This window comes from Streptomyces sp. WI03-4A, from assembly GCF_033792105.1.
Taxonomy (GTDB): Bacteria; Actinomycetota; Actinomycetes; order Streptomycetales; family Streptomycetaceae; genus Streptomyces; species Streptomyces collinus_A.
On the sequence record NZ_JARAUO010000037.1, the window covers coordinates 14,974 to 39,540 of the forward strand.

The 24,567-nt window shown below is 73.6% G+C and carries 20 protein-coding genes; 15 read left to right on the forward strand and 5 right to left on the reverse strand.

Annotation, left to right across the window (positions count from 1 at the left end):
- Positions 1 to 26: 26 nt before the first annotated feature.
- Together PV343_RS29775 and PV343_RS29780 are read left to right on the forward strand one after the other, a co-directional pair.
- Positions 27 to 1,484, forward strand: a complete 1,458-nt coding sequence (locus tag PV343_RS29775) for an NCS2 family permease (protein ID WP_319150130.1) — start codon at positions 27 to 29, stop codon at positions 1,482 to 1,484.
- 47 nt (positions 1,485 to 1,531) lie between these two features.
- Complete coding sequence (locus PV343_RS29780) at positions 1,532 to 2,686, forward strand: XdhC/CoxI family protein (protein WP_319150131.1); 1,155 nt, start codon at positions 1,532 to 1,534, stop codon at positions 2,684 to 2,686.
- 51 nt (positions 2,687 to 2,737) lie between these two features.
- Here the strand turns inward: PV343_RS29780 and PV343_RS29785 are convergent, their stop codons facing one another.
- A complete protein-coding gene (locus PV343_RS29785) occupies positions 2,738 to 3,178 on the reverse strand; it encodes an SRPBCC family protein (RefSeq protein WP_319150132.1) in 441 nt (146 codons plus the stop codon).
- 93 nt (positions 3,179 to 3,271) lie between these two features.
- The gene (locus PV343_RS29790) at positions 3,272 to 4,054 is read right to left on the reverse strand and encodes a polysaccharide deacetylase family protein (protein ID WP_319150203.1); all 783 of its coding nucleotides are present in this window, start codon (positions 4,052 to 4,054) and stop codon (positions 3,272 to 3,274) included.
- 236 nt (positions 4,055 to 4,290) lie between these two features.
- On the opposite strand from PV343_RS29790, the gene PV343_RS29795 reads away from it, so the two are divergent.
- From PV343_RS29795 to PV343_RS29825, 7 genes are all read left to right on the forward strand, one after another.
- Complete coding sequence (locus tag PV343_RS29795; protein WP_319150204.1) at positions 4,291 to 4,941, forward strand: phosphoribosyltransferase; 651 nt, start codon at positions 4,291 to 4,293, stop codon at positions 4,939 to 4,941.
- Between the two features lie 58 nt (positions 4,942 to 4,999).
- The gene (locus tag PV343_RS29800; RefSeq protein ID WP_319150133.1) at positions 5,000 to 5,494 is read left to right on the forward strand and encodes a TIGR03668 family PPOX class F420-dependent oxidoreductase; all 495 of its coding nucleotides are present in this window, start codon (positions 5,000 to 5,002) and stop codon (positions 5,492 to 5,494) included.
- Positions 5,495 to 5,601: 107 nt separating this feature from the next.
- Positions 5,602 to 7,242, forward strand: coding sequence for a trypsin-like serine peptidase (locus PV343_RS29805; protein ID WP_319150134.1), 1,641 nt, complete (start codon positions 5,602 to 5,604; stop codon positions 7,240 to 7,242).
- Positions 7,243 to 7,658: 416 nt separating this feature from the next.
- On the forward strand, positions 7,659 to 9,923 hold the full coding sequence (locus tag PV343_RS29810; RefSeq protein ID WP_319150135.1) for a serine/threonine-protein kinase: 2,265 nt from the start codon (positions 7,659 to 7,661) through the stop codon (positions 9,921 to 9,923).
- A 34-nt stretch (positions 9,924 to 9,957) separates the two neighbouring features.
- The gene (locus tag PV343_RS29815) at positions 9,958 to 11,514 is read left to right on the forward strand and encodes a VWA domain-containing protein (RefSeq protein WP_319150136.1); all 1,557 of its coding nucleotides are present in this window, start codon (positions 9,958 to 9,960) and stop codon (positions 11,512 to 11,514) included.
- Between the two features lie 10 nt (positions 11,515 to 11,524).
- Positions 11,525 to 12,619, forward strand: coding sequence for a hypothetical protein (locus tag PV343_RS29820; RefSeq protein WP_319150137.1), 1,095 nt, complete (start codon positions 11,525 to 11,527; stop codon positions 12,617 to 12,619).
- Positions 12,616 to 13,908: an extracellular solute-binding protein gene (locus PV343_RS29825; protein WP_319150138.1), complete on the forward strand. Its 1,293-nt coding sequence runs from the start codon at positions 12,616 to 12,618 to the stop codon at positions 13,906 to 13,908. The genes PV343_RS29820 and PV343_RS29825 overlap by 4 nt, the downstream gene beginning before the upstream one ends.
- A gap of 106 nt (positions 13,909 to 14,014) precedes the next feature.
- Here the strand turns inward: PV343_RS29825 and PV343_RS29830 are convergent, their stop codons facing one another.
- On the reverse strand, positions 14,015 to 14,878 hold the full coding sequence (locus tag PV343_RS29830; RefSeq protein ID WP_319150140.1) for a hypothetical protein: 864 nt from the start codon (positions 14,876 to 14,878) through the stop codon (positions 14,015 to 14,017).
- Between the two features lie 170 nt (positions 14,879 to 15,048).
- On the opposite strand from PV343_RS29830, the gene PV343_RS29835 reads away from it, so the two are divergent.
- From PV343_RS29835 to PV343_RS29855, 5 genes are all read left to right on the forward strand, one after another.
- A complete protein-coding gene (locus PV343_RS29835; RefSeq protein WP_387951177.1) occupies positions 15,049 to 16,233 on the forward strand; it encodes a CapA family protein in 1,185 nt (394 codons plus the stop codon).
- Between the two features lie 407 nt (positions 16,234 to 16,640).
- Positions 16,641 to 18,902: a cache and HAMP domain-containing protein gene (locus PV343_RS29840; RefSeq protein WP_319150142.1), complete on the forward strand. Its 2,262-nt coding sequence runs from the start codon at positions 16,641 to 16,643 to the stop codon at positions 18,900 to 18,902.
- Between the two features lie 6 nt (positions 18,903 to 18,908).
- On the forward strand, positions 18,909 to 20,534 hold the full coding sequence (gene pgsB / locus PV343_RS29845) for a poly-gamma-glutamate synthase PgsB (protein WP_319150143.1): 1,626 nt from the start codon (positions 18,909 to 18,911) through the stop codon (positions 20,532 to 20,534).
- Entirely contained in the window at positions 20,531 to 21,013 is a 483-nt protein-coding gene (locus PV343_RS29850) for a poly-gamma-glutamate biosynthesis protein PgsC/CapC (protein WP_133919228.1), read from the forward strand. Before pgsB ends, PV343_RS29850 begins: the two co-directional genes overlap by 4 nt.
- A gap of 37 nt (positions 21,014 to 21,050) precedes the next feature.
- Complete coding sequence (locus tag PV343_RS29855) at positions 21,051 to 22,109, forward strand: NlpC/P60 family protein (RefSeq protein ID WP_319150144.1); 1,059 nt, start codon at positions 21,051 to 21,053, stop codon at positions 22,107 to 22,109.
- A gap of 322 nt (positions 22,110 to 22,431) precedes the next feature.
- Here the strand turns inward: PV343_RS29855 and PV343_RS29860 are convergent, their stop codons facing one another.
- Positions 22,432 to 22,887 carry a hypothetical protein gene (locus tag PV343_RS29860; protein ID WP_319150145.1) on the reverse strand — a complete coding sequence of 152 codons (456 nt, stop codon included), beginning with the start codon at positions 22,885 to 22,887 and terminating at the stop codon, positions 22,432 to 22,434.
- 91 nt (positions 22,888 to 22,978) lie between these two features.
- On the opposite strand from PV343_RS29860, the gene PV343_RS29865 reads away from it, so the two are divergent.
- Complete coding sequence (locus PV343_RS29865; RefSeq protein ID WP_319150146.1) at positions 22,979 to 23,392, forward strand: MerR family transcriptional regulator; 414 nt, start codon at positions 22,979 to 22,981, stop codon at positions 23,390 to 23,392.
- A 329-nt stretch (positions 23,393 to 23,721) separates the two neighbouring features.
- On the opposite strand, the gene PV343_RS29870 is transcribed toward PV343_RS29865, so the two are convergent.
- On the reverse strand, positions 23,722 to 24,567 hold the full coding sequence (locus tag PV343_RS29870) for a patatin-like phospholipase family protein (protein ID WP_319150147.1): 846 nt from the start codon (positions 24,565 to 24,567) through the stop codon (positions 23,722 to 23,724).

Genomic DNA, 24,567 nt, shown 5'->3' on the forward strand with positions numbered 1-24,567 from the left:
CCTTTGAACCTTGGGAGATGGCCCCCATGACCCAGCAGTCAGTGGAGCCCAGGACCGCAGCCGACGACGCGGGTGAAGGAACCCGCGTCCCGGCAGGGCGGTCCTGGCTCGACCGGTACTTCCACATATCCAGGAGAGGTTCCACGGTCTCGCGCGAAGTCCGTGGCGGCGTCACCACCTTCATGGCGATGGCGTACATCCTCCTGCTCAACCCCCTGATCCTGTCCGGCAAGGACGCGGCGGGGGACACGCTCGGCCAGAAGGCGCTGATCACCGCGACCGCGTTCGCGGCGGCCTTCACCACGCTCCTGATGGGTTTCGTCGGCAAGGTGCCGCTCGCCCTCGCCGCCGGCCTCTCCGTCTCCGGCGTCCTGTCCTCCCAGGTCGCCCCGGAGATGACCTGGCCGCAGGCCATGGGCATGTGCGTGATGTACGGCGTCGTCATCATGCTGCTGGTCGTCACCGGCCTACGCGAGATGATCATGAACGCGATCCCGCTCGCGCTCAAGCACGGCATCACCATGGGCATCGGCCTGTTCATCGCCCTGATCGGCTTCTACAAGGCCGGCTTCGTGCACCAGGGCAAGGCCACCCCGGTCACCCTCGGCCCCGCCGGTGAACTCGCCGGCTGGCCGGTCCTGCTCTTCGCCGGCACGCTGCTGCTGATCTTCATGCTCCAGGCCCGCAACATCCCCGGCGCCATCCTCATCGGCATCATCTCCGGCACCGTCGTCGCCGCCGTCCTCAACGGGCTCGGCGTCGTCGACCCCAGGCAGTGGGCCAACGGCGCGCCCGAACTGCACGGCAGCGCGGTCTCGATGCCCGACTTCTCGCTCTTCGGGCACGTGGAGTTCGGCGGCTGGGGCAACGTCGGCGCCATGACCGTCGGAATGATCGTCTTCACCCTCGTGCTCGCCGGGTTCTTCGACGCCATGGCCACCATCATCGGCGTCGGCACCGAGGCCCGGCTCGCCGACGACAAGGGCCGGATGCCGGGCCTGTCCAAGGCGCTGTTCATCGACGGCGCCGGAGGTGCCATCGGAGGCGTGGCGGGCGGCTCCGGCCAGACCGTCTTCATCGAGTCGGCGACCGGTGTCGGCGAGGGCGCCCGCACGGGACTCGCCTCCGTCGTCACCGGACTGTTCTTCGCGGCCTGCCTGTTCTTCACCCCGGTCACCGCGATCGTCCCGCAGGAGGTCGCCTCCGCCGCCCTGGTCGTCATCGGCGCCCTGATGCTGATGAACGCCCGGCACGTGGACTGGGCCGACCGGGCCACCGCGATCCCGGTGTTCCTCACGGTCGTGCTGATGCCGTTCACGTACACCATCACCACCGGTGTCGCCGCGGGCGTCGTCTCCTACGTGGCCATCAAGACCGCCCAGGGCAAGGCACGCGAGATCGGCGCCTTCATGTGGGGGCTGACGGTCGTCTTCCTGATCTACTTCGCGCTCAACCCGATCGAGGGCTGGCTCGGCGTCCACTAGCGGCCGCCGAACACCCCTGCCACGCAACCCCGTGAGGAGACCGACAGATGCTGGACATCGCCGACGAGCTGAACCGGTGGGTCGAGCAGGGCCGTGACTTCGCCGTCGCCACCGTGGTGGCCGTCGGCGGCAGCGCCCCGCGCCAGCCCGGTGCCGCCCTCGCGGTGGACGCCGACGGCACGGCGATCGGCTCGGTCTCCGGCGGCTGCGTGGAGGGCGCCGTGTACGACCTGTGCCGGCAGGCGCTCGAGGACGGGGAGACCGTCCTGGAGCGCTTCGGGTACAGCGACGAGGACGCCTTCGCCGTCGGCCTGACCTGCGGCGGCGTGATCGACATCCTCGTCGTGCCGGTCCGGGCGGACGGTCCCGCCCGGCCGGTGGCCGCCGCCGCGCTGGCCGCCGCCGCGCGAGGGGAGGCGGCGGCGGTCGCGCGGATCGTGGACGGCCCGGCCGAGCTGATGGGCCGGGCCCTCCTCGTCCGCCCCGACGGCTCCCACGAGGGCGGCTTCGGCGCCCACCCCGAACTGGACCGCACGGTCGCCGCCGAGGCCGGCGCCTTCCTGGACGCGGGCCGCACCGGCACCCTGGAGATCGGCGAACAGGGCTCCCGCTGCGGCGCCCCGCTCACCCTCCTCGTGGAGTCCTCGGTACCCGCCCCCCGCATGATCGTCTTCGGTGCCATCGACTTCGCCTCGGCGCTGGTCCGCGTCGGCAAGTTCCTCGGCTACCACGTCACCGTGTGCGACGCCCGGCCTGTGTTCGCCACCCCGGCCCGCTTCCCGGAGGCCGACGAGATCGTCGTCGAGTGGCCCCACCGGTACCTGGAGCGCACCGAGACCGACGCCCGCACGGTGCTGTGCGTCCTCACCCACGACGCCAAGTTCGACATACCGCTGCTCCGACTGGCCCTGCGGCTGCCGGTCGCCTACGTCGGCGCGATGGGCTCCCGCCGCACCCACCTGGACCGCAACGAGCGCCTGCGCGAAGTCGGCGTCGGCGACCTCGAACTCGCCCGCCTGCGCTCCCCGATCGGCCTCGACCTCGGCGCCCGCACCCCCGAGGAGACGGCCCTGTCCATCGCGGCCGAGATCGTCGCGAACCGGCGCGGCGGCAGCGGCGTCTCCCTGACCGGCGCGCACACACCCATCCACCACGACCGCTCGAAGCGCCCGACGGGCCGCCGGATCGGCTCGGTGGCCTGAACGGCCGGGCTGTCCTTACGGCGGGCCCGCTGACGGCCCTCGGCCGGTCGCTCAGGGCCGGCGCAGCAGGTGGTTGAGGGCGCGGCCGAACACCGTGCGGGACGTGTGCCGTACGACGTCGTCGAACAGGTGCGGCAGGAAGCGGATCCGCAGGTCCTCCTGCCACTCCACGCGGGTCCGGCCGCCGGGGCCCGGGCGGACCTCGATCTGCGCCCAGCCCAGGATCACCCGGCCGCGCTTCTCCAGGCGGCACAGCCCCGGCTCGCCGTCCACCGGCGGCCGCCAGACGGTGACCTCCATGGGGTCCTCGAAGGCGAGCGGGCCGAGGCCCGACCGGGCGACGACGCGGGTGCCCTCGCGGGTCGGTCCGGGCGGGACCGAGGTGACCCGGGTCAGCGGGACCGCGTCACCGTGGCGGGGCCATCGTGTCAGCCGGCGCCAGGTCTCCTCGACGGAGAGCGGCACGGTGCGTTCGAGAGAGAAGAAGGGCACAGCACGATCGTAGGCAATCGACGCCGCCGACCAGTGCGTTCGGCCACGGGTCACCTGTCTGGCCCATGGCCGCACCGCTCGCGGGCCGCCGCCTCAGGGCCGGTACACCTTGCCGGGCTCGGCCTTGCCCGGTGCCAGCAGCTGAGGCACCGTCACGAAGACGTAGCCGCGCGCCTTCAGGGCGTCGATGATGCCAGGGACGGCGGGCACGGTGCCCCGGTAGATGTCGTGCAGCAGGATGATCCCGTCCCGGGACGCCTGGTCGAGCACCCGCTTGGTGATCAGCGCCGAGTCCTCGGTCGTGTAGTCCTTCGCGGTCACGCTCCACAGCACCTCCGCGAGGCCCTCCTCCTTGGCGATCCGGTGCACGTCGGCGTCCGTACGGCCCTGCGGCGGCCGCATCAGGGTGGGCCTGCGCCCGGTGAGCCGCTCGATCGCGTCGTCGGGCCGCTTCAGCTCCTCGCGTATCCGCGCGTCCGATATGCGGGTGAGGATCTTGTGGTCCCAGGTGTGGCTCGCGACCTCGTGCCCCTCGGCCGCCATCCGCTCGACCAGCTCCGGATAGGTGTCGATGTGCCGCTTGCCCAGCAGGAAGAAGGTGGCCGGCACCTTCTTCTCCTTGAGGATGTCCAGCAGCCGGGCCGAGTTCTCGCTGGGCCCGGCGTCGAAGGTGAGCGCGATGCACTTGGCCTCGCGGCAGTCCACCGTCCCCAGCCGGGCCGCCTGCGCCCCGTGCGCGCCCCCGTGCCCGGCCTCGGCGCGCGCCGACGCGGGTGAGGTCGTGTCGACCTGCGCGCAGCCGGACACCGTCAGTGCCAGGCAGGCGGCGGCGGACGCGAGCGCGGACAGACGCAACCTTCGGCCGGGTCCGCGCATCTTCTTGGGCGCGGGCGGCGAGGCCGGATTCTTCTCGGAGGAACGCGAAAGAGCCATGCCGGGACTATACACAGAGTGTATAGCTCGCGTGTTCGAATCTTGGGGGTGCGCCCACAGCGCGGAACTCCCGGAATGGCCACCTGGCGCAGCACGGCACGCCCGGCAGACCGGTGCGCCGCCGTAGCACCATGGAGGTGCGGGGAGGGCAGCACGGCGGCCGGCGGGAGGACCAGCCCATGCGCTACCGGGACCGAACCGAGGCCGGACGGCGACTGGCCGCCCTGCTGAGCGAAGTGCGCGAGCGGGACGGACTGCCCGACCCCGTCGTCCTCGCCCTGCCCCGCGGCGGCATCGCCGTCGCCGAGCCCGTCGCCCGGGCCCTCGACGCCCCGCTCGACGTGCTCGTCGTCCGCAAGATCGGCGCACCGCACCACCGCGAGTTCGCCGTCGGCGCCCTCGCCGCCGGCGACCCGCCCCTCTTCGACGCCGGCACCCTCGGACAGCTCGGCCTGACCGAGGAGCGGCTCGCCCCGGCCGTGGCGAGCGAACGGCGGGAACTGGACCGGCGCGAGCGCCGCTACCGCGGCGACCGTCCGCCGCCACGCGTGGAGGGCCGCAGCGTGATCGTCGTCGACGACGGCCTCGCGACCGGCGCCACCGCACGCGCCCCCCTGCGTCATGTACGACGCCGGGCGCCCGCCCGGCTCGTCCTCGCCGTCCCGGTCGGCGCCCCGGACTCCCTCGACCGGCTCGCCGCCGAGGCCGACACCATCCTGTGCCCGCTGCGCCCGGCCGCGTTCAGTGCCGTCGGCCAGTGGTACGACGACTTCGAGCAACTCACCGACGCGGACGTGCTCGGCGTACTCGACGCGCTGCACCCGCGGTGAGGAGGCGAGCGGTCGAGGAGCCGGGGGTTCAGGGGTTCCGGGAGCGAGAGGAGCGAGGATGCCTCAACTGGCCGAGGCGGAGGCGCGGCGCCGGTTCACCGCCGCCCGGGTGGCCCGGCTGGCCACGGTGGACGCGCAGGGCCGCCCGCACCAGGTGCCGGTCGTCTTCGCCGGCTGCCTTCTCGAAGGCGCGGAGGGGCCCTTGGGAGGCGCCGCCGACCGGATCGTGACCGCCGTCGACCACAAGCCGAAGACCACCGCCCGCCTCAAGCGGCTGCGCAACATCGCCGCGCACCCGGCGGTCTGCCTGCTCGCCGACGCCTACGACGAGGACTGGGGCCACCTGTGGTGGGTCCGCGCCGACGGCGAGGCGAGCGTCCTGATTCCCGGCGCCGCCGACCCGGTCGTACGGCAGGCCCACGCGCGTGCCGTCGGGCTGCTGTGCGCCAAGTACCCGCAGTACCGGGACGATCCGCCGGCCGGCCCGGTGGTCGCGGTCACCGTACGGCGCTGGAGCGGCTGGCAGGCACGCGCGGAGCCATCCGGCCACTGAACCCCGTGCACACCAGTGGTACCGGAAACGCACGAAGAGTAACCTCGGGTGACATGACGCGCACGGGGGAGCGAGCCGTCAAGTCGCGCTTACGGACGCCACCTTGGGTGGCCCGCATCGAGGAGCCGGACGGACAGGTCCTGGGCGCCGGGGTGCTGCTCGCCCCTGACCGCGTGCTCACCGCGGCCCATGTGGTCCGGCCCGGACAGGCGTACGTCGTCCACTTCGTCGGCGTACCCGGCGTGCCCGGCGTGGCGGCCACCGCCCGCGAGGACGAGTACGTGCCGCAACAGCAGGACACCTTCGGCGACCGCAGCGGTGACCTGGCCCTGCTGCGGCTGGCCGAGCCTCTGCCCGCCGCCCACACCACCCGGCTCTACCGGCTCGCCGCGCCGCACGGACCGGTGAGCATGTACGGCTTCCCTGCGGGCGACGACGGCGGCCGCTGGCACGGCGCCACGCTCGTCGCCGCCCGCGGCCGGGACCACCAGGTGCAACTGCGTCCGGAGACCCCCGGCGAACTCGCCGAGATCGGCTTCAGCGGCGGGGGAGTGGTGGACCACGAGACGGACGAGGTCATCGGCATCGTCCTCAGCGTCGACGAGGGACCGGGCTCCCTCTTCAGCTACATGAGCCCCACCGAGACCATCCTCAGCCATCTGCCGCAGGTCGCCGCCTGGACCGACGGCGCCGAGGCCGTCGACCCGTCGCTGCGCACCGGCGCGCCCGGCGCCGGCGACCGGCTCGACGTGCCGTTCGCCACCGAACTCGCCTCCTGGTTCCGGGGCGAGGGCTGGCCGGTGCTCGTCACCGTCGTCCCCGCTCGCAGCGACCGCGCCTGGACCCTCTCCCGCGCCGTCACCCTGGCCGACCGTGAACTGCGCACGCAGCGGAACACCAGCGCCTTCGGCCAGGACCCGCCCGAGACCGTGCCCCCGGCTGGCGGCCACGACCTCGCCCTGGAGGTACGGAACATGACGGTCACTCAGGTCACGGACCGCATCGCCGCACGGCTGGGCATCCGCGGCGAGCCCCGGCCCGAACGGCTCGGTGCGCTGCGGGTCCCCCTCGCCGCCGTCCTCGTCGGGGTCGACCAGGCGGCCGAACCCGACGCCCTGCTCGGCCTGCTGGACCGGCTCGCCCGGCAGGGAGCCCGGCTGCTGCTGGTCTTCCGGAGCCGGGGCGACCGCGCGGAGCGAGCCGTCGCGTCCTTCGTCGAGCGGCCCCTCGGCGAGCGCTGGGCCCGGTTGCACCGCGAACTCGACCACATCGTGGACGAGTTGGGGCCAGCTCTGGAGGACCGCCGCGACCGGGTGCTGCCGGCCCCCGGCACCCGGCACCTGCTGGACCGGGCCGACTCGGGCGTACGGCGCACCCGGATGCTGCGCGCCTGGGTCGCGCACACCCCCGAACGGGAGACGGAACCCCGCCACGCCGACCTGCTGTTCACCTTCGAGGGCGCCGCGGGCCGCCGCCGGCGGCGCCTGGAGCGTGCGGTCGCCCTCCTCGACGAGCGGCTGCGCCGCCGCGACGAACTCCTCGGCCGCGTGACCGCCGAATGGCCGCTGTGCCGCGAACGGGCCGCCTCCGAGGGGGGTGACCGGGTCGTGGAGGCCTACCGGCTCTACGAACTGGCCCTGTCCCTGCTGCGCCACACCCCCTGCGACGTGGACGAGGCGGAGGCCGCCGCCCGGCGGTTCGTCGGCTTCTGCTCCGGCACGGCACCCGGAGCGGAGGGCAGCCGATGACCTCATGCCTCCGCCCCGGCTGCGCGGGCCACATCATGGCCACCGGATACTGCGACACCTGCGGCCACCGGCACCACGAGCCGCGCCCGGAGCCACGGCCAGAGCCGCGACCGGAGCCGCGCCCCGGGGCGACGCCCGCCCCGGCGCCGCCCGAGTCCGCGGGGCCGACGCGGCCGGACGCTCCGCGGCAGACGCGGCCGGACGCCCGGGGACGGACGCGGCCCGAGACGCTGCGGCAGACGTTGCGCGAGTACCCGGGGGAGCCGCGGTCCGAGGCCCCGGGGCAGCCGCGCTCGGCACCCTCCTGGGAGGCGCGTTCGGAGGCGGGGCCGCGGCCGCGTACCGAGGCAGCGCCTGAGGGGTGGGCCCGGTCCGGCTCAGGGTCTCCGTCCGAGGCACGCTCCGGGCCGCAGCCCGTGCCGCCGCACCGGCCGCAGACGTCCCACCCGGCACCCCCGGCCGTCCTCGGCGAGCGGCCCGCCGCCGTCGAGCAACCCGCTCCCGGCGAGCGGCCCGCAACCGCCGAGCCGCCCGCAACCGCCGAGCACCCCGGCCCCGGTGAGCGGCCCGCGCCCGGGCCCACCCACGCCGTGGCCGGCGTCGGCGAGCTCGACCAGCACGGGCTGGTGCGGCTGCCCGACGTGCCCGCCCCCGGTGGCGGGCTGCTCGTCGAGGAACCCCGGCCGCCCACCGGCGGCCGCCGGTGCGGCGCCAACGGCTGCACCATGACCGTCGGGGTCGGCTACGGCGGCCAGCCGGCCCGGGCCACCGGGCGCTGCCCCCGCTGCGGCACCCGCTACTCCTTCCTGCCCCAGCTCGCCGTGGGCGACGTGGTCGACGGCCACTACCGGGTCCTCGGCTGCCTGCCCCGCGGCGGCCTCGGCTGGGTGTACCTGGCCGAGGACACCCGCGCCGACGGCCACCGCGTCGTCCTCAAGGGCCTGATAGACGCCCAGGACGCGCTCGCCCGCCGCAACGCCGTGGAGGAGCGCCGCTCCCTGACCGACCTGCACCACCCGGACATCGTCCGCCTCGTCACCTACGCCGAGCACACCGCCGCGGGCGGCACCCCCACCGGCTACCTGGTGATGGACTACATCGCCGGACGCGACCTGCAGCGGCTCTTCCACAGCGAGGACGCCGAGCGGATCTTCCAGGGCCGCCCGCGCCTCGACCACGTCCTCACCTACGGCTGCATGATCCTCGGCGCCCTCCAGTACATGCACGAACGCGGCCTGCTCTACTGCGACATGAAACCGTCCAACGTCATCCACTTCGGACGCGCGATCAAGGTCGTCGACCTCGGAGCGGTCCGCGCCATCGGCGACCGGACCTCCGCCTACGTCTTCACCAGGTCCTTCGCCCCGCCCGCCGAGGAGATCCACAGCCGCGGCTGGCACGTCGACAGCGACCTCTACACCGTCGGCACGACCCTCCAGAGCCTGGCCGAGAGCGCCGAGCCGGCCCGCGGCCTCGCCCCCGACTCCTTCCGCCGCCTCGTCCACCGCGCCACCCACGCCGACCCCCGCGCCCGGTTCCGCTCGGCCGCCGAGATGTCCCGCCAGCTCTGGGAGGTGCTGCGCGAGTACCGGTCCCTCCAGTTCGGCGAGCAACTGCCCGAAGCCTCCACCCGGTTCCGCGCCACCGACGCCGGTCTCGACGCCGGACTCGGCGCCATCCCCGCCCTCGACCACTGGACCGCCCGGCCCGGCGCGCTCCCCGCCGGCCTGGACGTCTCCCCGCCCCCGCCCGCCGAGGCCGCGGGCGCGCTCCCGGCCCCGGTGCCCGACCCCGACGACGGGGCCGCCCTGCTGCTGGACACCTTCTCGCCCGACGCGCCCGACCGGGTCGCCCGGCAGTGGACCCGCGAGTCCCGCCTCGGCACCCCCGAGACCGCGCTGTGGCTGTGCCGCGCCTACCTGCGCCGGGGCGAGCAGGGCGCGGCGGAGAACTGGCTGGCCGAGGCCGGCACCCTGCTCGGCGAGCGGGCCGCCGGCCACGACTGGCGCATCGCCTGGCACCGCGGCGTCCTGCACCTGAGCAGGGCGGAGGTCCGGCAGGCCGGCGACTGCTTCGAGGCCGTCCACCGGGCGCTGCCCGGCGAGTACGTGCCCAAGCTCGCCCTCGGCCACTGCGCCGAACACGGCGGCGGGCCCACGGACCGGGCGATGCCGTTCTACGAGGCCGTGTGGGCCCGCGACTTCGCGCACACCGCCGCCGCGTTCGGCCTGGCCCGCGGCCACCTGGCGGCCGGCGACCGCGACGCCGCCGTACGCGTCCTCGACGACGTCCCCGCCACCTCCCGCCACTACGACGCCGCGCGCGTCGCGGCCGTCCGCATCCGCGCCGGCCTCCTGGCCGGCCGGGCGCCGTCACCCGCCGACCTGCGGGACGCGGAACGGCGGCTGCCCGAACTGCACCTCGATGGCGGCGCCACCGACGGCGAGTCACGGGCCCGGCTGGTCGCCGAGGTCCGCGAGAACGTGCTGCACAGCCTCCGGGAGCGCGCCGGACCGGCGCAGTTCCCCACGGGCGACCTGCTCGGGCCGGGCACCGAGGACGCCCTGCGCGCCCTGCTGGAGCAGTCCTTCAGGCACCTGGCCGCACAGGCGCGCACCGCGGACGAGCACGGCCGGCTGCTCGACCTGGCCCACGCCGTGCGGCCGATGACCACCTTCTGAGAACACCGGACCAGGAAGCGAGGGGAGCGCGGCCGTGAGCACCGCCGAGCACGCCGGAAACGACGGGCACGCCGGGGACGTCGTGGTGACCCTGGAGGTCGGGCAGAACAAGGAACTGCCCGTCGTGCCGGCCGCGCCCGGGCAGCCCCGCGACCGCGAGATGCACGCCATCCTGGAGATCGGGGTGACGTGCGCCGCCGGCCGCCCGGACCCCGTCACCGGCGCCGCCCACCGGCTCGCACCCGCCCTCGCCGAGGTGCTGATCGTCGACACCTCCCGCTCGATGCTGCACCCGGCCGCCAAACTGCGCGCCGCCAAGGACGCCACGGCCGCCGCCCTGCGGCTGCTGCCCGAGGGCAGCGCGTTCGCCGTGCTCTCCGGCCGGTTCGACGCCACTGTGGTGCACCCCGGGCCCGGCCACGACGGCATGGCCGTCGCCGGGCCCGCGGAGCGCGCGGCGGCCGAACGCGCCGTACGGATCCTGGACGCGGACGGCGGCACCGCCATCGGCCACTGGCTCGACCTGGCCCGGCGGCTGCTGAGCGGGCAGACCGCGCCCGTCAAGCACGTCCTGCTGCTCACCGACGGGCGCAACGAGCACGACCACCGCGCCGCCATGCCGCTGGACACCGCCCTGGACGCCTGCGACGGCCGGTTCGTCTGCGACGCCTGGGGCATCGGCGACGACTGGGACGCCGACCTGCTGCTGCGCATCACCCGCCGACTGCACGGCCGGGCCGGCGCGGTCCGCCGCGAGGCCGACCTCACCGGCGTGTACGAGACGCTGGTGAGCGGACTGCTCGGCAAGGCGCTCCCCGAGCTGCGCATCCGGCTCACCCCGACCCCGGGCACCGTGATCCGCCAGGTCAAGCAGGTCGTGCCCAGTGAGCAGGAACTCCCGCCGGCCGCACCGGAGTCCGGCGGACGCGGCACCGAGTACGTCACCCGGGCCTGGGGCGAGGAGACCCGGCACTTCCAGGTCGTGCTGAGCGCCGACCCGACGGGCCGCGCGACCGGCGAGGACCTCCAGCTCGCCGCCGTCGAGGTGGTCGTACCCGACTTCGGGCGCACCGTGCGGCTGCCCGCGCCCCGGCCGGTCCTCGTCCGCTGGACCGACAACCCGCTCGACGCCTCCCGCCCGCACCCCGCGATCCACCGCCACCAGCTGTACCAGCAGGCCAGCGCGGCCGTCGGCCGGGCCTACCGGGCCTGGCTGCGCCGCGCCGAGGGCAGGGCGGAGGCCGACCGGCGGCTCGCCCACGCGCTGGCCCTCGCCGGGGAACTCGGCGACGCCCACCTGCTGGGCGCGCTCGCCCGGATCGAGGCCGCGCCGGGCACCGGCCGGGTCCGCGACGGCCTCAAGGACGTCGACTGGCAGCACCTGATCCTCTCCAGCGCCATGACCACACCACCGGAACCGCCGGCCGCCGGGCCGCCCCCGCCCGTACCGCCGGACCCGCCCGGCACCGACGACCCCGCCCCCGCCGGGTCCGGCGGCCTCGTCGCGTGCCCCGACTGCGGCTGGATCGGCCCCGCGGACTCGGTCTACTGCGGCGGCGACTGCGGACGGCCGCTGAGGAGGACGCGATGAGGAGGACCCGGTGAGCGCCGGTCCGGGCGCGCCGGCCGGCGGCGGGGAGGGTGCGCCTACCGGGTCCGGCGGCCGGGAGCGGCCGGGCGCGGCCGCGGCCACGGCCGTGCGCCGCGTTTCCGGCCCGCGCGACGGCGGGTTCCTGCCGCGCCCGCTCGCCCGGCTGCTGGCCGGCGGGCGCCGGCCGCCCCCGGGCGGCAGCACGACCGCCCACGAACTGGCCGTGCGGCGACGGCTGCTGCTCGCCCTGAGCGCCCTGCTCACCCTCTCCCTGTTCCTGTCCTACGAGGGAGTGCACGGCGACGCGGACCCGCTGCGCACCTCCAGCGCGCCCGCCGTCCTCGCCATCGACACCGCCCTGTACGCGCTCGACGCGGCCCAGTCCGACGCGACCGGGACACCACCGTCCCTCAGCGGGTTCCAGCGGCAGATCTCGGTGGCCGCGCAGAGCATCTCGGTGGCCGCCGCCGACGACGCGGGCGGCCCGGCCGCCCGGCAGGCCGTGCAGACGATCGCCGGACTGATCACCGGCTACTCCGGCATGGTCCAGAAGGCCCAACTGGAGCCCGAGCGCAGCATTCTGCGGGACGCCTACCTCAGCTACGCGACGGACATCCTGAAGGGCGACGACGCGAGCATCGAGGCCCGGCTCAAGGCGCTGCGCACCCAGCAGCTCGCGGCGGTGAAGCGGCAGACCTCCTTCGGGCCGCTCATGTGGCTCGGCTGGACCGCCTCCACGCTGCTCGCCCTCGCCCTCCTCGCGGCCCTGACGGAGACGCAGCTCTTCCTGCGCCACCGGTTCCGGCGCCGCTGGAACCGCCGGCTGATCGCCGCCGGGGCGCTGCTGACGGCCGGGTTCGCGATCCTGCTGCTGTTCACCGTCTGGACCCACCGGGGCATGGCGGACACCCGTGCCCTGCTCGACGGGGCGCCGCCCGGCCCCGCCATCCCCCGCGCGGGGCAGGACGCCGCCGCGCACCTGGCGCACACCGGATTCCGCGCGGCGGCCGCGGTGTGGATCGTGATAGGAGGCGCCCTGCTCATGGCACTGGCGGAGACCGGACTGCGGCAGCACGTCAACGACTACCGTTTCAGGCCCCGGTGAGCGCCCCCGCCCCTGGCACCCGGCGCCGCCCGGCGCGGCGGCCGGTGCGCGTGGTCACCGTCGTGGCGAGCTGCCTGGCGGTACTGGCCGCCGCCGTCGTGGTGGGCGTCCGCACGCTCGGACAGGAGCCGACCGTCACTCTGCTGGCCAACTGGACCGGCGACGACGCCCGGCACCTGCGGGACGCGGTGATCGCCCCGTTCGAGCGGGCGCACCGCGTCCACGTCGACTACCAGGGCAGCTCCGCCGAGAGCCAGGTGCTCAGCGCCGACGTGGAGGCGGGCACGCCCCCCGACGTCGTGGTGCTCACCGGGCCGGGTGAACTCGCCGACTACGCGGGCCGCGGACAGCTCCGCCCGGTCGAGGACCTCCTGCCCGAGGGTGCGTTCGGCACCTCCTGGGCCACCCCGCTGCACGGGCACGTGTACTGGTTCCCGCTCAAGGCCGACGTCAAGAGCCTCGTCTGGTACCCCGGGGGCACCGCCGTCCCGGAGCTGCGGCGGGCGGCCGGGCGGCCGGACCGGTGGTGCGTGGGGCTGGGGTCCGGTGCCACCAGCGGCTGGCCCGGCACGGACTGGGTCGAGGACATCCTCCTCCAGCAGGCCGGCCCCCGGGCCTACCAGCGGTGGGCGCGCGGACTGCTGCCCTGGCAGTCCAAGGAGGTGGAACGGGCCTGGCGGACCTGGGGGCGGCTGGTCGGCGCCGGCCACTCGCCCGACCTGGTGGCACGGGCGCTCAAGACCGGCTACCAGGACGCCTCCAAGCTGCTCGCCGGGCACCCACGGCAGTGCACGCTGGAACACCAGGCGTCGTTCGTGCGCAGCTACCGGCCCTGGCAGGACGCGCACGGCGCCTACCGCCCCTCGGCCGAGCTGATCCCCGGTGCCACGGCCCGCGACACCTGGGAGGTCTCCGGGGACCTCGTGGCCCTGCTGCACGACACCCCGCAGGCGCGGCAGCTGATCCGCCACCTCGCCTCCACCGACGCGCAACGGGCCTGGAACGCGAAGGAGTCGGGGTTCTCCGTCTCCGCCGCGGCCCAGCCGGCCGCCGACCCCACCGGTACCTGGCACCGCACCCTGGCCCGTGAGCTGCTGGACCCCGACGCGACGCACTGCTTCGACGCCTCCGACGCCATGCCGCCCCCGGTCCGCGACGCCTTCGCCCAGGCCACCATCGACTTCCTCGCCGACCCACGCCACCTGGACGCCCTCCTGGCGGACCTGGACAGCATCAGCAGCAACGAGGAACTGACCTGGCTGCCCTCGGTCTGCGACCGCGGCACCTGAGCCCTCCGGGCGGGGCTACGGCGGCCGGTTCCCGGTGCCGCTGTTTTTCGTCCGACCTGCCGGCGGGGGCGGCATGGCGTCGGAGGCGTCGCGACGCCGGCCGCGCTCAGCCCGTCTGCGCGCCCCCGGCCCAGCCGCGGGTGACGACGGAGACGGCCCGGGCCGCCCGCGAGGAGGCCGCGGCGTCCGTGCGCGGTCCGGGAGCGAACTCCACGTGCAGGAAGGCGACCCCTTCGGCGGCGGCCTCGCGGCCCTGCACGTTGTCCCGGCCGGGCAGCGGGCAGGAGCGGACCCAGGCCCGGCACACGGAGAAGTGGCGTGCGCCCAGCTCGTCGGCGAGCCGGCGGCCCGCCGCGCGCCCGTCCGCCCCGGTGCCCGTGGAGGCGATCACGTCGTAGTCCGGGGCCGACTCCTGGGCGAAACCGTGCAGCTGGATGCCGGCCAGATGACGGGCGACGAGTTCGGAGCAGATCGCGTGGAAGACGGTGTCCCGGCGGTGCGCCACGTCGGCCGCGTTCCCCTCGCCGGATTCGCGATGTGCGCCAGCAATGACCAGCAGGCCGCCCGGGGCGCCCCTGAGGACGCGGACGCCCAGCCGTTCCGTGTCGCGGTCGGCGACCGGGTGGGGCACCTGTACGGACCAGCGCACTCGGTGGTCGAGATCGAGGAAGACACGGCCCCAGCCGCGCGGTGAGGGTCCCTCGTCCACGCGGTCGTACACCTCTGCGAAGCGTCTCCCGGTGGCCGTGTCGACCACCGTGCGCACCGCGAAATCGACCTCGGCGAGACGGTGTTCGGCCTGTTCGCGATGGTGGTCGAGAAGCAGTGCCACCCCCTGGGCGACGGTCTCCCGCTCGGTGCGGCCGGGCGGCCGGAAGCCGCCGTGCGGGGTGAAGCGGTCGGTGTAGGCGGCGACGGAGCGGGCCAGGTCGGCGGAGGACGGACCGTCCCCGCGATGGCCTGAGGGCACCTCGGCAGCGGTGTCGTGGGAGCCTCGCCACAGCACGGCGCCCAAGCCCGCCAGAGCGGCGGCGACTAGGAGAAGTGTTGCGATCGTTATCGTTCTGGAGCGGTTTGCCCTCATGGTTGTACCAAGATATCCCGGTGATCAGACGCCGATGCCGCCGCGCCCTGCCCTCGATGCTGACCCCGCTCGCCCTCGTCGCCGCACTGGCGGGATGCGGACTCGTCGGAGGCAGTGACGACTCGGCGCCGGCGGGCGGCGGACGCTCGTTCACCGTAGCCGCGGCGGGGGACATCCTCATCCATCCGCAGCTGATCGACCAGGCCAGGGCGGACGCCGAGAGGACCGGCAAGGGCATCGACGGGCTGGACTTCGGCCCGCTGATGGCCGGGATCAAGCCGGTGATCAGCAAGGCCGATCTGGCGATCTGCCACATGGAGCCGGTGATCGGCAAGCCGAAGGGGCCCTTCGAGAGCTACCCCAACTTCCTCATCCCGCCGCAGACAGCCGGGACGATCAAGGACATCGGGTACGACACCTGCTCGACCGCCTCCAACCACTCGATCGACCACGGCTACGCCGGAGTCAAGCGCACCCTGGACACCCTGGACGCCGCCGGCCTGAAGCACACGGGCTCCTTCCGGACCGAGAAGGAGGCACTGACCCCGCTGATCATGGACGTCAAGGGGGTGAAGGTCGCGCAGATCTCCTTCGCCTTCGGCTTCAACGCCCACGAGCTGCCCAAGGACAAGCCCTGGCTGGTCAACCAGAACGACCTGGGCCGGATCCAGGCCGCCGAGAAGCGGGCCCGCGCGGCCGGCGCCGAGGTAGTGATCCTCTCCATCCACTGGGGCCGTGAGCACCACCCCAATCCGTCGACCCCGCAGCTGAAGTTCGCCCGGCAGCTGGCCCGCAACACCGGCATCGACCTGATCATCGGGCACCACGCGCATGTGGTGCAGCCGATGGAGAAGGTCGACGGCACATGGATCGCGTACGGCCTCGGCAACCAGGTCGCCCGTCACGACGTGCCGACCGGCCTCACCGAGGAGGGGGTCATCGGCTGGTTCACCTTCACCGAGCGCGACGGCGCGTGGCAGGTCGAGCCGCGCTACGAGCCGACCCTCGTGGAGATCCCGCCGGACCCCGAGGTGACGGCGGACGGCACCCCGGCCGAGCCGGCGAAGGGCCAGGTGCGCGACTACCGGCTGGTGGACGTGGCGGCCGAGCTGAAGCGGGACGGCCTCAGCGATCTGGAACGCTCCCGTCTCCGGCTGGCCTTCGAGCGGACCGAGGGCACCATGCTCAACCGCGGTGCGGCGAAGGACGGTCTCGAGCCCCTGACGGAGCTGCCCGGCTGAGCCGTCGGTCGACGAGATCCGCGCCCGGCCCGCACTGGGGCCGGGCGCTTTCGTGCGCCCTGCCCGCGTGAGGAGGGGCGCTTTCGCCCGGCCCGCCCCGCCGGACCGGCGAGACGAGGCACACCCCAAACGATCACATCTGCTCGGAACTGTTCGCCTAAAACGCCGATGTAGTCCAGATCACTCCGAACCCGTGCAACTTCCTGGCGGCCTCACCGGTCTGAACCGCTCGGAGACTCGGTTTTCTCACCCGTTTCTCACCCGTTTCACACTGATGTCTCCGTACCGCACCCGACCCGTCGGCGGGACCGCCACCCGGCGCTCCCGCCCGTAGCACCGCCTGAGAGGACCTGTCCGTGGCGTCATCGCCCCCGGCGCGGCAGCACCGTGCCCGCCGTAGAGCCGACATGTCGCTGCTCGGTGGCATCAGACCGCCCATCGCGGTCCTCTCGGCGCTGCTCCTCTCCCTCGCGGCCGTCACCGCCCTGGTGCTCGGCCCGGCCGGCGACACCAGCCTCCCCGAGGCCGTCCGGACCTCGCAGCAGCACTTCGCCGAGGACGGCGCGATCGCGCTGCGCGCCTCCATCGACGAATCGGTGACCGACCTGGAACGCTCCGCCGGTCTGTTCAGCGCCGGCGCCCCGGTCTCCGGTGACGCGGTGCTCGACAAACTGGGCAACACGTACCAGAAGTGGATGGGAACGGCGGTCATCGAGATCCGCTCCGGCAAGCTCGTCGCGGCCCGCGGCGAGACCGTCCCGCTGACCTCGCTCGACCGGTCGAAGCTCGGCGCCGAGGGCGGACTGGCCCCGCGCATGGTGCGCCTGGAGAACGGCGAGGTCCGGTTGCTCTCCTTCGCGCTGCTGTCCTGGCCGGGCCGGCCCCAGCTGCTCCTCGTCGCCTCCAACAGCCTGAAGTTCCCGGGCATCAGCCTCGGCCAGTTCCGGGCCATCGCGGTCGTCGACCGGGCTGGGACCATCCTCAGCAGCGACGGCATCCCCGAGCCCGAGCAGGTGCTCACCGACCTCCAGCGCAAGGAGGTCGCCGCCTCGAACAAGCAGCTCAGGGCCTTCGCGAAGAAGGCGGCGGGCCAGGCCGGCCGCAAGCCGCTCACCACGAAGGAGCCCGGCTCCGGCGGCTACCTCGGCATCAGCGGCAGCCTGCTCGGCGGCACCTGGCTCAGCGACCGGTCCGTGGCCGGCTACGCCACGCTCTCCTCGCCCCAGCCCGGCGAGACCACCACCGCCACGGCCCTCGGCCTCACCGTGGTCGCCATGGTGAAGGTCGCCGAGGACCCCACCCACACCACCTCGCCCGTCTTCGGCCTCGCCGCCGCCGGTGCCCTGCTGCTGATCGGCGGCATAGCCGTCGCCGTCCTGCTCGGCACCGTCCAGCGGCCGCTGATCCGGCTCTTCCTCGAATCACGCCGGCTCACCCGCGGCGACCTGGCACGCCCGGTGACCGTCCCCGGCTACGGCGAGGCCCACCGCATCGGCACGGCCCTGGAGCGGCTGCGCCGCCAGCTCCTCGGCGAACCCGGGGGCGACGACGGGGCCGCGCCGGCCCCGCGCGGGGCGCGCCGCATCGGCACCCGCGGCCTCCTCGCCGTGTGCGCGCTGCTGCTGCTCGCCTGGTCGGCTCCGCTGCTGCTCGTCCTCAACCGGGCGGACGCCACCGTCGTCGTGCCGCAGCAGCTCGTCAACGACCAGCGCGAACGCACCGACACGCTCACCGACCGGGTGCGCCGCGCGCTCAACGAGGGCGAGGCCGACCTCCAGTCCGTGGCCTCGCTGATCGGCGACCGCACCACGCCCGCCGACATGACCAAGGTTCTGGACCGCACCCTCAACCAGCACCTGCGCTACCAGTCGCTCTACGTCGTCGACGCCGCCGGCCGGGTGGTCGCCCGGGTCGGCGGCACACCGCACGCGGCCCGTACCAGGCCGGCCACCGCCGACCCGATCGAACTGCTCGGCCGGGGCAGCACCAAGCCCCTGATCATCGGCACCGCGGAGATCCCCGGGCGCGACGGCTCGGCGCTCGTCGGCGAGTTCCGGATCGACTTCCTCAACTCGATGCTCAAGCGGCCCGGCCTCGGTGTCGTGCGTGTCGTCGACGACCACGGCAAGGTCATCGCGGGCAACACCGGATACCTCGCCTTCCAGTCCCTGCCCGGCGACCGCCTGAAGGACCTGGTCCTCGCGGCCGGCCAGCGGGTCGGCAAGTCCGCCCACCCCGCCGGCGTCCTGTACCGCGAGAACGGGGTGCAGATCGCCGGCGCGGCCCCCTTCGTGGGCGGCGGCCCAGCCAAGCAGCTCGGCTGGACCGTCGTGAGCTGGCAGCCGGCGAACCGGCTCGCCATCCCGGAGTACGACGTCCAGCACCGCACCGTCCTCGCCGGACTGCTCGGTGCCGCCGCTGCCGCCACCTGCCTCGGCTGGATGCACATCGTGGTGGCCCGGCCGCTGCGTGCCCTCGCGGGACAGGCCGAGGCCCTCGCCGACGGCGACCGGAGGACCGTCCTGTTCCCGCGCAACCACGACGAGGTCGGCGCGGTCACCCGCTCCCTGGAGCTGATCCGCCAACAGCTCCAGGGGCAGCGCAGACAGCAGCCGGCCGGGCGCCGCGGCATCCCGGACACCGCTTCCCAGCAGCAGGTAAGGAACTGATCGGCCGTGCTCTTCCTCTACGCCGTCCTGATGGTGGGCTGCGCGATCCTGCTGGTCGCGGGCGTCGTCGAACAGCGGCGGCACTTCACCAACCTGAACAACGTCCCCACCCGCGTGCTGGTCAACGGCATCCGCGGCAAGTCGTCCATCACCCGGCTGTGCGCGGGCGCGCTGCGCGGCGGCGGCCTCGTCACGGTCGCCAAGACCACCGGCACGGCGGCCCGCTTCATCCACCCGGACGCCACCGAGGAGCCGGTGTACCGCAAGTTCGGCATCGCCAACGTCGTCGAGCAGATCGGCATCGTCCGGCGCGCGGCCGCGTACCACCCGGACGCACTGGTCATCGAGTGCATGGCCGTCATGCCGGCCCTCCAGGAGATCAACCAGTCCAAGCTGATCCGCTCCACGATCGGCGTCCTGTGCAACGTGCGTGAGGACCACCTCGCCGAGATGGGCCCGACCCTCGACGACGTGGCCCGCTCCCTCTCCCGGTCCATGCCGGAGGGCGGCATCTGCGTCACCGCGGAGCAGGAGCGCTTCGCGATCCTCCAGGAGGAGGCCGACTCCCGCGACTGCGAGCTGGTCTACGCCGACCCGGAGACGGTCACCGACGAGGAGCTGCGCGGGTTCAGCTGGTTCACGTTCAAGGAGAACGTGGCGATCGCGCTCAAGGTCGCCGAACTCCTCGGTGTGGAGCGGCAGACGGCCCTGCAGGGCATGTACGACGCGCCGCCGGACCCGGGTGTCCTCTCGGTCGAGCGGTACGTCACCGAGGACGGCAGGAAGCTCCGCTTCGCCAACGTCTTCGCGGCCAACGACCCCGAGTCGACGCTGATGAACATCAACCAGCTCCTCGACCTCGGCGCCATCCACCGGCCGCTCAACGTGGTCATCAACTGCCGCCCCGACCGCGTCGAGCGCAACGGGCAGATGGGCGAGATCATCCCCGATCTCGACCCCGAGAAGGTGTTCGTGATCGGCCATCCGGCCAAGAGCGCCATCGACGCGATGCCCGCCGAGTACCGCTCCCGCGCGGTGGACCTCGGCGGCGACCGCCGCGATCCCGAGGAGTTCATGCGGCTGCTGCTCGGCGAACTCGGCCCGGACAGCTCGCTGGTCGCCATCGGCAACATCCACGGGCAGGGCGAGCACCTCCTGGAGCACCTCGCCGAACTCCCCGCCGACGACAGCGAGGACGCCCCCGAGGACGGCGGCGCGAACGTACGGCGGGGCACGGCGCCGACGCACGGCCCCGGAACCGCGGAAACCGGGCGGCGCCCGGTCCCGGCGGGCGTGCCCGAGCACGTCGAGACCGTGCAGCTGTACGCGCCGAGGATCGACCCGTACCAGGGGTACTCGGAGGCGTACGAGACGCGCTACGCGCCGCAGCCGCACGTCCCCCCGCAGCGCACCGCGCACGATCCGTCCCCCCGCCGGCCGGACCGCGTGGAACCGTCGGGACGGGCCCCCGAGCCCTGGCCGCCCGTGCCGCAGGGGCCCGGCGGCGCACCCGCCGGGCCGCACGGTCCCGCCGGACAGCACGGCACCCGCGGCCTCTTCGAACCCCGCGTACCTCCCGCCCATCCCGTCGACGACCCGCAGCAGTGGCGCAGCCCAGGAGAGCCCCGTTGATCCCCTCCGTCCTCACCCCCGAGATCGCCGCGATCGGCATCGGCCTGGGCCTGATGTTCTCGCTGATCTGCTACCTCACGACCAACCTCTCGCCCGGCGGCATGATCACTCCGGGCTGGCTGGCGCTCACCCTCATCGAGGACCTGCAGCGCGCGGCCCTGGTCGTCGGCGTGACCGTGCTGACGTACGTGAGCACCCTGCTGCTCCAGCGCTTCGTGATCCTCTACGGCAAGCGGCTGTTCGCGGCCGTAGTGCTGACCGGCGTGCTGATCCAGGCGACCGTGATCATCGTGCTCCAGATGGAGTTCCCGCTGCTGTACGCCAACCAGACCCTCGGCTTCATCGTTCCCGGTCTCGTCGGCTACCAGCTGGTGCGTCAGCCCAAGGGGGCCACGCTGCTGTCGACCGGTTCGGTCACCCTCGCCACCTATGTGGTGCTGACCGCCGGAATCCTCCTCGGCGCCATGCCGTCCGCCTGAGCCCGCCCGCCATTCGGAAGACCCCTGGAGCCTCATCATGCCGAAGCGCAAAGGCCGTCCCGTTCTCCACGCGGTCACGGTCCTCTCGCTGCTCGCGGGCAGCGCCTACTTCACCTACGAACTCCGCAAGGACGAGGAGGCGAAGATCCCGGCCGTGCAGGCCGTGACCGACCGCCCCGACCTGGAGAACTCGGGCAAGGCCACCGGGAAGCAGACCTGGGAGCGGCTGAACAACCCGACGCGTTCCGTGCTGCGCGGCGAGAACGGCGACATCCTCGGCACGTTCACCGACGGAGCCCGCACCGCGACCCTCCGCGGCCCTTCGCGCACCTTCACCGAGCCGGCCAACACGAAGTCCCGGGTGGTCACCCAGGACTGGGTGCGCCTGATGCCGGAAGCCTGGCACAAGGGCGCCGAGAAGGAGAAGTGGTTCAAGGACTGGTTCAAGGAGTACAACGGCAGCGAGGCCGACGACATCTTCGCGATCGCCTTCCAGTACGTCCAGGGCGCGCCGGTGAAGAAGGACGACGAGGGCGTCCCGTACGCGGGCGACGCCGTCTTCGGCCCCTTCAAGGAGGACGGCGTCGACCGCCTGGAGCAGAACGACTTCTACGACTACCTCGGCATCGACTACACCTTCCGCAACGGCACCACGATGGTGGCGCGCAAGGAGCGCTACCGCGCCCTCGACTGCTCCGGGTTCATGCGGATGGTCTGGGGCTACCGGGCCCGCTTCCCGCTGATGGCGACCAACGCCGACGGGGACGGACTGCCGCGCAGCGCCGACGGCATGGCCCGCTCGAAGGTGGGCGTGGACGTCCTGAAGCTCTCCGGTCCGTCCCCCTGGTACACGCGCCCCCAGAACATCGACGTCGTCCAGCCCGGCGACCTGCTCTTCTTCAAGATGGACCACCGCACCGGCAACCATCTGGACCATGTCGCCCTGTACCTGGGCGTGGACACCGACGGCCACCGCGTCTTCATCTCCAGCCGCAAGGAGGTCAACGGGCCGACGATGGGCGACAAGGGCGGTGCCTCACGCATCGACGGCAACGGCTTCTACGCCGGCCTGCTGCGCAGCGCCAAGCGCCTGTGAGCCGCGGGCGCCAGCCGGATCCGGCCGCCCCGCGTCCGTGAGCCGCGCGTACCGGCCGGACGGCTGACGCCAGGGTGACGGGTTACGCCCTGGGAATCGGAGCCGCCGACTGCTCCTCGGAACGGTGGACGGGGGCAGCCCAGCTACTGGAAGGGCATTTCTCGCTCGCCTTCGACTTCGAGAACACCCTCGAAATGGAAGCTCTGCGCAGGAAGCTGGTGGCACTTTACGTGTCGACGGCCATCGAGACGGAGCTGATGCCGCTGATCCCTCTCCACAGGCACCCGGCCGGCGGCCATGTGCTCTTCTGCCGCAGCAGTTCCTACTCCACGGCGGCAGAAGCGCTGGCTGGGTGGGGCGGCTTCATCCCTCGGGTTATCCAGGGCACGACCTGGAGGACGCCGAACGCCACCTCGACGGCGAAGAAGAGCCACACGAGCCGCGACACACCATGGGCCAGTGCGTACGCCTGCCACGTCGCGAACAGGGCACGCGCGATGCCGTCGAACAGTCCGTGCTCCGGCAGCGGCCTGACGAGGCGCAGAACGGCCCAGACGACCACCACCGAGCCCATCAGATCGGCGAACAGGATCTGCCACGGGTCGAGTTCGGGCAGGGCGCCGAGCCCGAGCGCCGTGCCGCACGAGGACAGCGCGTCGTGGACCAGGGCGTAGGTCCACGGAGTCGCGAATCCGGCGGTGACGGCCAGGTCGTACCAGGCGCTCGCGCGTACGACGCGGAGGTAGGTTGGGTGAGAGGGGGTGCGAAGACGGCTCACGATGAGGCTCCTGCTGGTTTCGTGACGACGGCGCCTCACGCTAAACAGTGGAGCACGCTCCAAGGTCAAGCCCGACATCCGACGGAGGGGCATGCGCATCGGTGAGCTTGCCGCGCAGGCAGGCATGACCAGGGACACGATCCGGTTCTACGAGAAGCTCGGTCTCGTCACCGGCCGGCGTCTGCCCAACGGATATCGCGACTTCCCGCCGGAGACGGTGGTCTGGCTCCAGTACATCCGCACTGCCCAGGCACTCGGATTCTCCCTGGCGGAGATCGCGCGAAACGGAGAGGCGTTGCGCGAGGCGCCGGACACCGCGGAAGCACTGTCCACGCTCTTCGAGGAGAAGCTTCGGGTCGTCGACACCCGAATCGCCGAACTGACCACCCTGCGAGCCGAACTGACCACGCGCGTCGGCACCGGATGCCCACTGCGGCCGACCGGCCGACCCGCCGGGGCAGAAGCTGGAAGCGCCCTTGCGAAGGGGGCCGTGAGCACGGCCTGACGTGAGCCATCGCGCCGCGGTCACAGCCGGGATGAGCGGTGCGCCGGCCGCCGTCACGAGCAAGGCCCGACCGGGGAGTCGGGGAGAGCCGACCTGTGCCGGTCGTGGGGACGTGGTCACCGCGTCTCGAACGCAGCGGGCGCCGCGATCGGTGCGAGCGCGAGCCAGTTCGTGCACCACTCGTACTACGACGGCGTCGTCCCGCCACGGTCGCCCGCACCGGTCCGACCGGCGCGGCCCCCCACCTGGACTCGCTCAAGACGGTCCGGCACCGGCAGGGCGGCCGGCGCCTGGGGGGCAAGCCGTAGGGGGCCGGGCCCGGACGGGGCTCAGCCCCGGTTGACCCAAGGCGGCGTCAGTCGCCGCCCCTGGGCTCGGCCTGCCTCGGCTGCGGGGCGGCGGGTGGCCGGGTCGAGGGCGTTGTCGCCGATCGCCGTCCGGGACGCCTCGTCCGGCTCGATCACCCACACCTCCGCGCCCGCCGCGCGCCGTTCGGCGACGACGCGCTCCACCGGCCGCTCGGTGGGGAACGGATCGGTGGCGCCCAGCGGGAGCAGGATCACCAGCCGGTCCGCGCCGTCCGCGTGGTCGGCGTTGGCCATGGACCGTACGCCGCCGTCGACGTAGCGGCGTCCGTCCACGGTGACCGGCGGCCACACGCCCGGCACGGCGCAGCTCGCCGCCACCGCGTCGACCAGCGGCACCCCCGAGTCCCGGTCGAAGACACGGGCCTCTCCGCTCCCGGCGTCCACGGCGACCACCTTCAGCGCGCGCTCGGGCCAGGTGTGGGAGGGCAGCCGCGACTCGATCACCGCCCGCCGCTCGGCCTCCGTGACGGTCCGCGCCTCCAGCGCCATCCGTCCCACCGCGCGCCGCAGTTCCGGCAGCGAGGAGGAGGCGGCCGCCGCGGCACCGAACTCCGCGCCGAACTTCTCCAGATCCATCTCCGCCATGATCTCGGCGGACTGCAGCGCGGGGTCGACCTGACGCGCGTACAGCTCCTCGAGACCGAGCCCGCTGCCCAGTTGGGCGGCGACGGTCGCGCCCGCGGAGGTCCCGAGCAGCAGATCGGCCCCCGTCACGTCCCGCCCCCGCTCCGCGAGCCCCGCCAGCACCCCGGTGAGCCAGGCGATCCCGCCCACACCGCCGCCGCCCAGCACCAACGCCTCGGTCAT